This is a genomic window from Streptococcus timonensis, assembly GCF_900095845.1.
Lineage (GTDB): Bacteria > Bacillota > Bacilli > Lactobacillales > Streptococcaceae > Streptococcus > Streptococcus timonensis.
In genome coordinates this window covers 134083-146849 of record NZ_FMIX01000003.1, presented here as the reverse complement: position 1 = coordinate 146849, position 12767 = coordinate 134083, and the positions used below count along the sequence as shown (strand labels likewise).

General features: G+C 43.3%; 11 protein-coding genes. 6 read left to right on the top strand and 5 right to left on the bottom strand.

The genetic code is table 11. From position 1 onward, the window contains the following. Nucleotides 1–10: 10 nt before the first annotated feature. Genes BQ2679_RS01765 through BQ2679_RS01755 form a run of 3 tightly spaced genes read left to right on the top strand, consistent with a single transcriptional unit; the run spans nt 11 to nt 2342 of the window. Nucleotides 11–1141, top strand: a complete 1131-nt coding sequence (locus BQ2679_RS01765; protein WP_075565583.1) for an N-acetyldiaminopimelate deacetylase — start codon at nt 11–13, stop codon at nt 1139–1141. A gap of 3 nt (nt 1142–1144) precedes the next feature. Beyond that, complete coding sequence (locus tag BQ2679_RS01760) at nt 1145–1684, top strand: 5-formyltetrahydrofolate cyclo-ligase (RefSeq protein ID WP_075565580.1); 540 nt, start codon at nt 1145–1147, stop codon at nt 1682–1684. Beyond that, on the top strand, nt 1668–2342 hold the full coding sequence (locus tag BQ2679_RS01755) for a rhomboid family intramembrane serine protease (protein WP_075565578.1): 675 nt from the start codon (nt 1668–1670) through the stop codon (nt 2340–2342). Before BQ2679_RS01760 ends, BQ2679_RS01755 begins: the two co-directional genes overlap by 17 nt. 73 nt (nt 2343–2415) lie before the next feature. On the opposite strand, the gene BQ2679_RS01750 is transcribed toward BQ2679_RS01755, so the two are convergent. The 5 genes from BQ2679_RS01750 to BQ2679_RS01730 form a co-directional block, all read right to left on the bottom strand. Beyond that, the gene (locus tag BQ2679_RS01750; RefSeq protein ID WP_075565576.1) at nt 2416–3795 is read right to left on the bottom strand and encodes a glycoside hydrolase family 1 protein; all 1380 of its coding nucleotides are present in this window, start codon (nt 3793–3795) and stop codon (nt 2416–2418) included. A 110-nt stretch (nt 3796–3905) separates the two neighbouring features. After that, a complete protein-coding gene (locus BQ2679_RS01745; protein WP_075565574.1) occupies nt 3906–5759 on the bottom strand; it encodes a proline--tRNA ligase in 1854 nt (617 codons plus the stop codon). Nucleotides 5760–5775: 16 nt separating this feature from the next. Then, complete coding sequence (gene rseP, locus BQ2679_RS01740; RefSeq protein WP_075565572.1) at nt 5776–7032, bottom strand: RIP metalloprotease RseP; 1257 nt, start codon at nt 7030–7032, stop codon at nt 5776–5778. A 21-nt stretch (nt 7033–7053) separates the two neighbouring features. Beyond that, the gene (locus BQ2679_RS01735; protein WP_075565570.1) at nt 7054–7857 is read right to left on the bottom strand and encodes a phosphatidate cytidylyltransferase; all 804 of its coding nucleotides are present in this window, start codon (nt 7855–7857) and stop codon (nt 7054–7056) included. A gap of 8 nt (nt 7858–7865) precedes the next feature. Then, on the bottom strand, nt 7866–8624 hold the full coding sequence (locus BQ2679_RS01730; protein WP_075565568.1) for an undecaprenyl pyrophosphate synthase: 759 nt from the start codon (nt 8622–8624) through the stop codon (nt 7866–7868). Between the two features lie 212 nt (nt 8625–8836). Between BQ2679_RS01730 and BQ2679_RS01725 the strand changes: the two genes are divergently transcribed. From BQ2679_RS01725 to BQ2679_RS01715, 3 genes are all read left to right on the top strand, one after another. After that, entirely contained in the window at nt 8837–9232 is a 396-nt protein-coding gene (locus tag BQ2679_RS01725; protein ID WP_075565566.1) for a helix-hairpin-helix domain-containing protein, read from the top strand. A 283-nt stretch (nt 9233–9515) separates the two neighbouring features. Next, on the top strand, nt 9516–10079 hold the full coding sequence (locus BQ2679_RS01720) for a GNAT family N-acetyltransferase (protein WP_075565559.1): 564 nt from the start codon (nt 9516–9518) through the stop codon (nt 10077–10079). Between the two features lie 30 nt (nt 10080–10109). After that, the gene (locus BQ2679_RS01715; RefSeq protein WP_075565557.1) at nt 10110–12761 is read left to right on the top strand and encodes a valine--tRNA ligase; all 2652 of its coding nucleotides are present in this window, start codon (nt 10110–10112) and stop codon (nt 12759–12761) included. The last annotated feature ends 6 nt before the right edge of the window (nt 12762–12767 follow it).

The window sequence follows — 12767 nt, the reverse complement described above, 5'->3', positions numbered from 1 at the left end:
GGATCTAAGTATGTTAGATTTGATTCAGATTCGACGAGATCTTCACCAAATCCCTGAGATTGGGTTAGAAGAATATAAAACCCAAGCCTACCTCTTAAAAGTTATAGAAGACTTGATTGCAGGTAAGGATTTTGCCCATGTTCGAACTTGGCAAACCGGTATCTTGGTTTATTTGCAAGGAAGTCAGCCAGAACGCACTATAGGATGGCGGACAGATATTGACGGTCTTCCCATCATTGAAGAAACTGGATTAACCTTTGCTTCTAAACACCAAGGAAGAATGCATGCCTGCGGACATGATTTCCACATGACAATTGCTCTCGGAAGCTTGGAGCGTGCCTTAGAAAAACAACCCAAAAATAACCTTCTCTTTCTCTTCCAGCCTGCCGAGGAAAACGAAGCAGGTGGTATGCTCATGTATGAAGATGATGCTTTTGGAGACTGGTTGCCTGACCAATTTTACGCTCTTCACGTTCGACCAGACTTAAAAGTTGGACAGATTGCTACCAATACAGGCACTTTGTTTGCAGGAACTTGCGAGGTCAAGATTCATTTTAAGGGAAAAGGTGGACACGCAGCCTTTCCTCATGAAACCAAAGATGCCTTAGTTGCTGCGAGCTATTTTGTAACTCAAGTCCAATCAGTCGTCAGCCGTAATGTTAATCCTATCGAGGGAGCGGTTGTAACTTTTGGTGTCTTTCAAGCCGGCACTGCCAATAATGTTATCACTGATAAGGCCTTTTTGCATGGAACCATTCGAGCTCTCACACATAGTATGAGCCTCTTAGTTCAAAAACGTATCAAAGCCATTGCAGAAAGTGTAGCAGCTGCTTTTGATATGGAGGTAGAAGTTGAACTCAAGCAGGGAGGTTATTTACCAGTCGAAAACAACCCTGAAATAGCCCAGGAATTGATGGCCTTCTTTGATGAAAAAGCGGGAATTGAACTAATCGACATCGAACCTGCCATGACAGGAGAAGACTTTGGTTATCTTCTCTCCAAGGTTCCTGGTGTCATGTTCTGGCTTGGAATTGATAGTCCCTATGCTCTTCACCATCCTCAGATGAGTCCTAAAGAAGAAGCTCTGGCAATTGGAGTCGAGGCTGTATCAAGCTTTTTAGCAAAGAAAGCTGTGGAGTAAACGATGAAAAAAGCCCTACGCAAGCAGACCTTGCAAGAACTCAAATCTCTGTCAGCCGAAGAAAAGGAAGTCATGGACGCTTGGTTGACTGAGCAACTACTTCTACATCCCTTCTACAAGGAAGCAAAAACCATCGCTACCTATCTGTCTTTTCCCCATGAATTTCAAACTCTTAAATTCATCGAAGAAGCTCTAAAAGATGGCAAAGAGATTGTTATTCCAAAGACTTATTCACATGGAAAAATGGACTTTGTCGTCTATAAACCAGAACAACTTGAGAGGAATTCTTTTGGACTTCTTGAACCTCAAGGAGACTTCACAATCCTTGAACCCTCTCAGATTGACCTGATTCATGTCCCTGGTTTAGCTTTCAATCCTTCTGGTTATCGGATTGGGTATGGTGGAGGCTACTATGACAGATATTTGAGCAATTATTCTGGCAACTCCATTAGCACACTTTATCCATGTCAGATTCAGGACTTCCATCCTGAACCACACGATGTTCCCGTTAAGGAGGTAATCATGTATGAAAGAGATTTTTGATCGTCGTTATCCAGTCACAAGCTTCTTTCTTCTTGTGACAACCCTGGTTTTCATACTCATGTTTCTAACCAGTGGTTTCAACTACACAAGCGCAGCAACCTTATATCAGTTTGGAGCTATTTATCCTCCTGCTATTAAAGCCATGCCTGAACAGATATGGCGTTTATTCTCAGCAACCTTTGTTCATATTGGCTTAGAGCATTTTTTAGTCAACATGCTATCCCTCTACTTTTTGGGGCGTCAGATGGAGCAAATCTTTGGCTCCAAGCAGTTTTTCTTTATCTACCTCTTATCAGGTATGATGGGGAATCTCTTTGTCCTAGTTTTTAGCCCTGATGCCATTACCGCAGGTGCTTCAACTGCCCTCTACGGAATGTTCGCATCTATTGTCGTACTTCGGTATGCTACACGCAATCCCTACCTCCAACAGCTTGGTCAATCCTATCTCTCCCTCTTAGTCATCAACCTAGTAGGTAGTGTCTTAATGCCTGGTATCAGCCTTGCTGGACATCTAGGTGGAGCTGTCGGTGGTGCATTGCTGGCTATCGTCTTCCCAGTTCGAGGCGAACGAAAGATTTACAGCCCAGGCCAACGTGGTCTAGCAACCCTAGCCTTTATTGCTTTATCAGCTCTACTACTTTTTAGCGGACTATTCTAAGAATAAGAAAAACCATTGGAAGTTCTCAAATTGAGAAGTTTCAATAGTTTTTTGAATCTATTTGAAAAGTAGTTTAAAATCCATTATTGTCACTGAGTTCTTTGAACCAGTGGCCTGATTTTTTCAAACGGCGTTCTTGTGTTTCTAAGTCAAGCTCGACCAAACCATAGCGGTTTTTATAGCTGTTGAGCCATGACCAGCAATCGATAAATGTCCAGATCAAGTAGCCTTTACAGTTAGCGCCATCTTCGATGGCACGATGAAGTTCAGCCAGATGCCCTTTGACAAAGTCGATTCGGTAATCATCCTGAATCATGCCATTCTCACGGAATTTGTCTTCACCTTCAACGCCCATCCCATTCTCTGTCAACATCCACTCGATATTGCCATAGTTTTCCTTGATATTTTGAGCAATATGATAGATCCCTTGCTCATAGATTTCCCAACCGCGGTGGGGATTGATTTTACGACCAGGCATGACATAAGGTTCATAGAAATGTTCTGGCAAGAGCGGACTGTCAGGATGCTTAGCAAAACGTGGCGCCATGACACGCAAAGGTTGGTAGTAGTTGACTCCAAGGAAATCTACTGTATGTTGGCGAATCAGTTCCAATTCCTCTGCTGAAGAATCTGGCAGCAAATCATGCTCAGTTAAAATCTCCACCAATTCTTCTGGATAAGTTCCCAAGACAGATGGATTTAGGAAAGATTGAGCCTGGAATAGATCAGCAATGCGTGCAGCTTTGACATCCGCAGGATGTTGACTACGTGGATAAGCTGGTGTCAAGTTTAGGACAATCCCAATCTTAGAACCCGGCAATATTTCGTGACAAGCCTTCACCGCAAGAGTACTGGCTAGCTGGGTATGATAGGCAACCTTAACTGCTGCTTTGGCATCTACCTTATGAGGATAATGGGCATCATAGAAATAGCCAAACTCAACAGGAACGATAGGCTCATTGAAGGTAATCCATTGGTCTACCAAGTCTCCATAGTTCTCAAAACAGAAACGCGCATATTCTTCGTAGGCTTTAATGGTCGCTTTGTTTTCCCAACCATCGCCATCCTCTTGAAGGGCAAAAGGCAGATCAAAATGATAAAGATTGACTAAGAGACGGATTCCCTTGGCCTTAATAGCTTCAAAGACCTGACGGTAGAAAGCCACACCTTGAGGATTGACCTCTCCACGACCCTGTGGGAAAATACGAGACCATTGGATAGAGGTCCGAAAGGCTGTATGACCTGTTTCTAACAATAGTTCGATATCTTTTTCCCAATTTTCATAGAAGGTCGATGTCTTATCTGGTCCAATCCCATTGTAGTAGCGATTTGGCTCTACTTGGTACCAATAATCCCAGAGATTATCTCCCTTGCCGTCACCAGGCACTCGCCCTTCTGTCTGTGGCCCAGAAGTTGAGGAACCCCAGACAAAATCCTTTGGAAATTTTAGCATAGCACTACCTCTTTATTTACTCTTTTTATGTTTATTTTACCTCATTATAAAGAAAAAACAAGGCAAAAACTAGTTACATTTTTGTCTTGTTTTTCTTCTGATTATAGATTTTATTTATTTGTTAGGATTTCAAGGGTTTCAAGCAAGCTATCTGCGTGAACTTCGATTGTATCCCCTGTCGCCTTGATCTTGACTTCTACGATGCCGTCAGCTGCTTTTTTACCGACAGTGATACGGATTGGAAGACCAATCAAGTCGCTATCACTGAATTTAACACCGACACGTTCGTTACGATCATCCGTCAAGACTTCGTAGCCTTTATTTACCAAAGCTTCTTCGATACGTTCTGTCAATGCAAGACTTTCTTCATCCTTGACATTAACCGGAATCAAGTGCACATCAAATGGCGCCAATTCTTTAGGGAAGTTGATTCCCCAAGCATAACGATATTCGCCTTTTGGAGTTTTGTTAACAAAGAGGCGAGCGTGTTGCTCCATAATCGCTGAAAGGAGGCGACTAACACCGATACCATAGCATCCCATGATAATTGGGATCGCACGACCATTTTCATCCAAGACATCTGCTCCCATACTTGCTGAGTAGCGAGTTCCCAGTTTGAAAATGTGACCAATTTCAATCCCGCGCGCAAAGTTGAGAACACCTTTTCCATCTGGTGAAATTTCGCCCTCACGCACTTCACGGATATCTACATACTCAGCAGTGAAATCACGACCTGGATTCACACCAGTCAAGTGGTAGCCATCTTGGTTGGCACCAGCAACAGCATTACGACTATCTTGCACCTTGCGGTCTGCGATAATCTTGACATTTTCTGGAAGATTGACTGGTCCAAGTGAACCAAAGTCCGCTCCCAACAATTCTTTCACTTCCGCCTCGGTTGCAGGTTCTAAGAAGTCTGCTCCAAGGTAGTTTTTCAATTTGACTTCATTGAGTTGGTCATTGCCAACGAGTAGGGCAACAACTGGCTCCTCGTCTGCGATATAAACCAAGGTCTTGATTGTTTGCTCTTCAGAGACATTCAAGAAAGCAGCAACTTCATCAATCGATTTGACACCTGGTGTTTCCACACGAGCTACTTGATCTTCAGTCACAACACGGTTGCTTGGTTTGTAGGCGTTAGTTGCCATTTCCAAGTTAGCTGCATAGCTTGACTCACTTGAGTAGGCAATAGTATCTTCACCAGAAACCATCCATTTAAGCAATTCTGCCTTGATTTCTTCTTGCACTTCTGCAGGGATTTCATCAAACGACGCGACAGATTTATCCAAGACTACCCAACGATTCAGGTCTGTACGAGCAGGTGTGATGGCCATAAACTCTTGGCTATCCTTACCACCCATGGCTCCACCGTCACCGATGATGGCTTTAAAGTCCAAGCCACTACGAGTGAAAATACGTTCGTAAGCTGTCTTGTATTCATCATAAGTAAGATCCAAACTATCATAGTTAGCGTGGAAGCTATAACCATCTTTCATGATAAATTCACGCGTACGAAGAAGGCCATTACGTGGACGTTTTTCATCACGATACTTAGGCTGGATTTGGTACAAATTCAAAGGCAATTGCTTGTAAGACTTGACAGAATCACGGACAATTGCTGTGAACGTTTCTTCGTGAGTCGGACCCAAGATAAAGTCAGATTTTTCACGATTCTTCAATTTGTACAAATCTTCACCGTAGGTCTCATAACGTCCTGATTCACGCCAAAGGTCAGCACTGAGAAGGGCAGGAGCCAACATCTCAACGGCACCAATCTTGTCAAACTCTTGACGCATGATATTCTTGGCTTTTTCAATAACACGGTTGGCAAGTGGCAGGTAAGAGTATACTCCTGCTGATACTTGGCGAACATATCCAGCACGCAACATAAGTGCGTGACTAATAACTTGAGCATCGCTTGGCATTTCGCGAAGCGTTGGAATAAGCATTTTACTTTGTTTCATATTTTTCCCCTATTTCTTAAAAGAAGGTACGCATGATGTCGTTCCAGGTTACGGCGAGCATCAAGACAACCATAATCACAACTCCAACTAGAGTCACATAGGTTTCAATTTCTTGTTTTAGTGGTTTGCGGCGAATGGCTTCAATGATGTTGAGCACAATTTTACCACCATCTAATGCCGGGATAGGAATCAAATTGAAAATCCCGATATTGATAGAAATCATAGCCAAAAAGAATAAGACATTCTCAAGACCATTTTTAGCAGCATCGCTACTTGCCTTAAAGATAGCAACGGGGCCACCCAGTTTATTTAGATCAGGCTGGAAAATCAAACTTTTCAAGGCATTGAGAATGCGCAAGGCTGAATCAGCAGCACTGGTAAATCCACCCATAAACATAGACCAGATATCAGACTTGAGACTAGGCTGAACACCTAGAATATAGCGTCCTTGATTCTCCTCCGGTGTCACAGTTATTTGCTTTTCAGTCCCATTTTCTGAAATAGTCACATCCAAAACAGGGGCAGTCTTATCCTTTGTCTCCGCCTCAACCGCCTGAATCAAATCAGACCAGTTTGAAATCTCATAATTTCCTACCTTGGTAATCTGAGCAGTATGCTCAACACCGGCCTTAGCAATCACGCTATCAGGGATGATACTGAAGTTATTCGTTTGCGTATCACGAACGCCACCTTGCATGAAAATCAAAATCCAGAACACAATGACTCCCAAAATGAAGTTGTTCATCGGTCCAGCAAAGTTCGTAATCAATTTACCCCAGACAGTCGCATTTTGATATTGGACGTCCAGCGGAGCTATACGAACTTCCGTTCCATCAGCTTCCACAATGGTCGCATCATGGTCCACTGAGAAGGTCTTCTCCTCTTCCAAGACCAAACCTGTGATAAAGAGCTTGTCTTCAAAATCAAATTGAGTTACCTGCATAGGAAGAGCTGTCTGATCAATTTTCTTACCAGAGAGATTAATCCGCTTAACCTTGCCATCTTGATCAAGAGTCAAGCTAACAGGAGTTCCTGTCTTAATCTCTGTAGCATCCTCGCTCCAACCTGCCATACGGACATAGCCACCTAGTGGCAAGAGACGAATCGTATAGGCAGTACCATCTTTCCCGATATGGGCAAAAATTTTTGGTCCCATACCAATGGCAAACTCACGAACCAAAATCCCGGATTTCTTGGCAAAGTAAAAATGCCCGAACTCGTGGACCACCACGATAATTCCAAAAACCAGGATAAACGTTAATAATCCAATCATTTAGTTTCTGATTCCCTTTCCTTAAAATAAGCCGAATAGGTGCATAATAGGGAAAATAGCTAACATAGAGTCAAAGCGGTCCAATACACCACCATGTCCAGGGATGAACTTTCCTGAGTCCTTAACACCAAAGTGGCGTTTCATGGCACTCTCAATCAAGTCACCCAACTGACCTGCCAAGCTAAAGAAGATAGCAAAAACAGTCATTTTGTAAATCCCATAAGGTAGGGCGACGGTACTATCTACCATCATAAAGATGGCTGTTGTTATCATAGCAGCGACAACTCCACCCAATGATCCCTCAATTGTTTTATTTGGAGAGACTCTCGGAGCTAGCTTTTTCTTACCAAAATTCATTCCTACTAGGTAGGCACCACTATCTGTTGCCCAAACTATACAAAGTCCCAAAAGGGCTTTATCTAGACCTGCTACACGAGCATCGACTAAGGCATTAAATCCAAAGCCGACGTAAAAACTCATGGCAATTGGAAAGACCGCATCTTCAATCGTGTAATTCTTACTAAATACTGTGCAACCTAACATGATAAAAATCAAGACGCTATAGGCAACAACATTCCCATCTACTGGTAAGAAGGTCAAATAATTTTCCAAGGGAATAGTAAGAGCAAATGTCGCTAATAAGGTCAAGAGTCCTTCGGGTGTCATGGTATTTAAACCTCTCATACGAAGTAGTTCATGAACCCCTAACATAGCAATCAATCCCATGGCAATCTGTAACCATAGGCCACCCAAGATTAAGAGCGGTATAAAGATAGCCAAAGCCAAAGCGGCAAAGATGGTTCTCTTTAGTAAATCCTTTTTCATAATTTCTCCTAAACTCCTCCAAATCGACGGTTACGACGATTGAACTCTGCAATAGCCTCCTTCAAAGCTTGCTCGTCGAAATCCGGCCACAAGACATCTGTGAAATAAAGCTCACTATAGGCAGCCTGCCAAGGCAAGAAGTTACTCAAACGAAGCTCACCACTAGTTCGAATAATCAAATCTGGATCACGAAAATCTTTAGGTAAATGACCTGTAAAAAGATAGTCTCCAATCAATTCTTCGTCAATGTCTGCAGAACTTATCTTACCTTCTGAAACTTCCTCTGCAATCAACTTGAGAGCCTGTGTAATTTCAGCTCTTCCTCCATAGTTGAGGGCAAAATTAAGAATCAATCCTGTATTTGACTGCGTTAATTCCTCCGCTTTTTTCAAAGCTTCAAAAGTCTCTTTAGGTAAGCGATTGGTTTCACCTATCATCTGAATCTTCATGTTTCTCTCATGCAATTCAGGCACATATTTGTCATAAAACTCAACTGGCAAGTTCATGATAAATTTAACTTCTTGGTCTGGACGAGCCCAGTTTTCGGTCGAAAAGGCATAAACAGTCAGGGCCTTAACTCCCATATCACTAGCTGCAATTGCAATTTTTTTCAAAGCATCCATCCCAGCCTTATGTCCAAAAACTCTAGGTTGCATTCGTTTTTTAGCCCAACGACCATTTCCATCCATGATAACACCGATATGAGACGGTACCATTGTTGGTACTGGAGTCTCTATTGGTTTATCTTTTTTTAAAAATCCAAACATGCTTGTATTCCTATTCAAAAATCTATCGTTTCATTATACCATATTTTTCGCTTTTCTTCTATCTTCATAGCTTATTCTAGAGGGTATTTACTATAGTTTACAAATAAGAGCATCATTTCAAACCTTGCATTTTCAAAAGAAAGTTGATACAATAAAACATAAAGATTTATCCTTGTTCAATCACAGGGGTTTTTTATTGAAAGGATTTTACCATGTCAAAGAAACTACAACGTAAAAAACAATTAAGAAACAGCCTTCGTCGTTCAGGTGCATTCTCAAATGCTATAAACAAGGTTGTCGAAGAGACAAAGAAAGTTGTTAAACAGGCAGAGCATGCAGCAAGCGAGGCTGGAAAAGCTGTCTCTAAGCAAGTAGAAAAAGCTGTAGAAGCAACTAAAGAGCAAGCCCACAAGCTTACAACTTCTGTTGAAGATTTCGCAGCTGACCTAGGCGGACTTCCACTTGACCGTGCTAAAACTTTCTACGATGAAGGGATCAAGTCTGCTGCTGACTTCAAAAACTGGACAGAAAATGAACTCCTTGCTTTGAAAGGAATCGGTCCAGCTACTATCAAGAAGTTAAAAGAAAACGGCATCAAGTTCAAGTAATCTTTCTTGTCCCTTGCATTTCCGTGAAAAACTTGTTAAAATAAAGCCATTAGAGGTGTTTTGAGTCCCACATTTTACAGAAAGTGGCGGAGCTGAGAAGTCCACAAATGTGTCAAAACTGGTTGCTAATGGATGAAAATGGAATATTAGAATAATCTTTTTGTTTCCTATAAAGATTAAAGTTGCGGGCTCTGCCCGAAATTGGGTGGTACCGCGGATAAACACATTCGTCCCTGTCAAATTAATGACAGGGGCGATTTTTTGTAGAAAGCGAGGTAGGAAGATGACAAGAGCAGAGTTGCCAGAACAAATCGAAACGGAGCGTCTGGTCTTACGAGTCCGTACCGTGGCGGATGCCGAGGTTATCTTTGACTATGCGAGTCGTCCAGAGGTTTCTTACCCAGCTGGCTTTCCACCCGTCAAGACCTTGGAAGATGAGATTTATTACCTAGAGCATATCCTTCCCGAGCGCAATCAAAAGGACAATCTCCCAGATGGTTATGGGATTGTGGTCAAAGAGACTGATAAGATTATCGGCTCTATTGATTTCAACCATCGCCACGAAGACGATGTGCTGGAGATTGGCTATACCTTGCACCCAGACTATTGGGGACGAGGCTATGTTCCAGAAGCAGCGCGTGCCTTGATTGATCTAGGTTTTAAAGATTTAGGACTTCACAAGATAGAACTGGCTTGCTTTGGATACAATGTCCAAAGTCAACGCGTCGCTGAAAAACTCAGTTTCACTCTTGAAGCTCGCATAAGAGACCGCAAAGATGCTCAAGGTAACCGATGTGACAGTCTGATATATGGCTTGCTGAAGAGTGAGTGGGAAGCTCAACACTAAAGAATAGAAATAACTAGAAAGGACACACACATGTCTAAAGAACTTTCACCTAAATACAATCCAGCCGAGGTTGAGGCTGGTCGTTATCAAAAATGGCTTGATGCGGATGTTTTCAAGCCTTCAGGCGATCAAAAGGCTAAGCCTTATTCAATCGTGATTCCACCACCAAACGTGACTGGGAAACTTCACCTTGGTCACGCTTGGGATACGACTTTACAGGATATCATCATCCGTCAAAAACGCATGCAAGGTTTTGATACACTTTGGCTCCCAGGGATGGACCACGCAGGTATTGCCACTCAGGCTAAGGTTGAGGAGCGCTTGCGTGGTGAGGGCATTACGCGTTATGACCTCGGTCGTGAGAAATTCCTCGAGAAAGTCTGGGAATGGAAAGACGAATATGCCACTACCATCAAGGAACAATGGGGCAAGATGGGGCTCTCTGTAGACTACTCTCGTGAGCGTTTCACTCTTGACGAAGGTTTGTCAAAAGCCGTTCGTAAGGTCTTTGTGGACCTATACAAGAAAGGTTGGATCTACCGTGGTGAGTTTATTATCAACTGGGACCCAGCAGCTCGCACAGCCCTTTCTGATATCGAGGTAATCCACAAGGACGTTGAAGGTGCCTTCTACCACATGAACTACATGCTGGAAGATGGTTCACGCGCTCTTGAAGTGGCGACAACTCGTCCTGAGACTATGTTTGGGGACGTTGCCGTTGCGGTCAATCCAGAAGACCCACGCTACAAGGACTTGATCGGTAAAAACGTCGTCCTTCCAATCGCTAATAAACTCATCCCAATCGTTGGAGATGAACACGCAGATCCTGAATTTGGTACTGGTGTCGTGAAAATCACTCCTGCCCACGATCCAAACGACTTCTTAGTTGGTCAACGTCACAACTTGCCACAAGTCAATGTTATGAACGACGACGGAACCATGAATGACTTGGCCTTCGAATTTGCAGGCATGGACCGTTTCGAAGCTCGTAAGGTAGTCGTTGCTAAGTTGGAAGAAATCGGTGCCCTCGTTAAAATCGAAAAACGTGTCCACAGTGTTGGTCACTCAGAGCGTACAGGTGTAGTGGTTGAGCCACGTTTGTCTACACAATGGTTCGTCAAGATGGACCAATTGGCCAAAAATGCTATTGCCAACCAAGACACAGATGATAAGGTAGAATTCTACCCACCTCGTTTCAACGATACCTTCCTTCAATGGATGGAAAATGTCCACGACTGGGTAATCTCTCGTCAGCTCTGGTGGGGTCACCAAATCCCTGCTTGGTACAATACTGAGGGTGAAATGTACGTCGGTGAAGAAGCTCCTGAAGGTGACGGATGGACTCAGGACGAAGACGTCTTGGATACTTGGTTCAGTTCTGCCCTTTGGCCATTCTCAACTATGGGCTGGCCTGATGTCGACTCAGAAGACTTCAAACGTTACTTCCCAACTTCAACCTTGGTTACAGGTTACGACATCATCTTCTTCTGGGTGTCTCGTATGATCTTCCAATCCTTGGAATTCACTGGCCGTCAGCCATTCCAAAACGTTCTGATTCACGGTCTCATTCGTGACGAACAAGGACGCAAGATGTCTAAATCTCTCGGTAACGGAATCGACCCAATGGATGTTATTGAGAAATACGGTGCCGATGCCCTTCGTTGGTTCCTTTCAAACGGATCTGCACCAGGGCAAGACGTGCGCTTCTCTTACGAGAAAATGGATGCTTCATGGAACTTCATTAACAAGATCTGGAACATCTCTCGCTACATCCTCATGAACAATGAAGGTTTGACCCTAGAGCAAGCTACTGCCAATGTCGAAAAAGTTACCAACAAGGAAGCTGGAAATGTTACAGACCGCTGGATTCTCCACAACCTCAATGAAACCATCGGAAAAGCTACTGCTAACTTTGACAAGTTTGAGTTTGGTGTAGCTGGGCACATTCTCTATAACTTCATCTGGGATGAGTTTGCGGACTGGTACGTTGAGTTGACCAAGGAAGTGCTTTATAGCGATAACGAAGAAGAGAAAGTCATCACACGTTCTGTTCTCATTTATACTTTGGACAAGATCCTTCGTCTCCTTCACCCAATCATGCCATTCGTGACAGAGGAAATCTTTGGACAAATCTCAGAAGGTTCTATCGTTACAGCAGAGTATCCAACTGTCAACCCAGCCTTTGAAGACCTTACGGCTCACACAGGTGTGGAAAGTCTTAAAGACTTGATCCGTGCTGTTCGTAATGCGCGTGCTGAAGTAAACGTAGCACCAAGTAAGCCAATCACGATTCTTATTAAGACAAGCGATAGCAACTTGGATGCCTTCTTTAATAGCAATGTCAACTACATCAAACGCTTCACAAATCCAGAACACCTGAAAATCGCATCAAACATCCCTGCACCTGAACTCGCTATGTCAAGCGTCATCACAGGAGCAGAAATCTACTTGCCACTGGCAGACCTCCTCAATGTCGAAGAAGAACTGGCTCGTCTCGACAAGGAACTGGCTAAATGGCAAAAAGAACTGGATATGGTCGGTAAGAAGCTCTCTAACGAACGCTTCGTAGCCAATGCTAAACCAGAAGTCGTCCAAAAAGAACGCGACAAACAAGCCGACTACCAAGCGAAATACGATGCGACAGTCGCACGTATTGATGAGATGAAGAAGTTGGTGAAATAAACACAG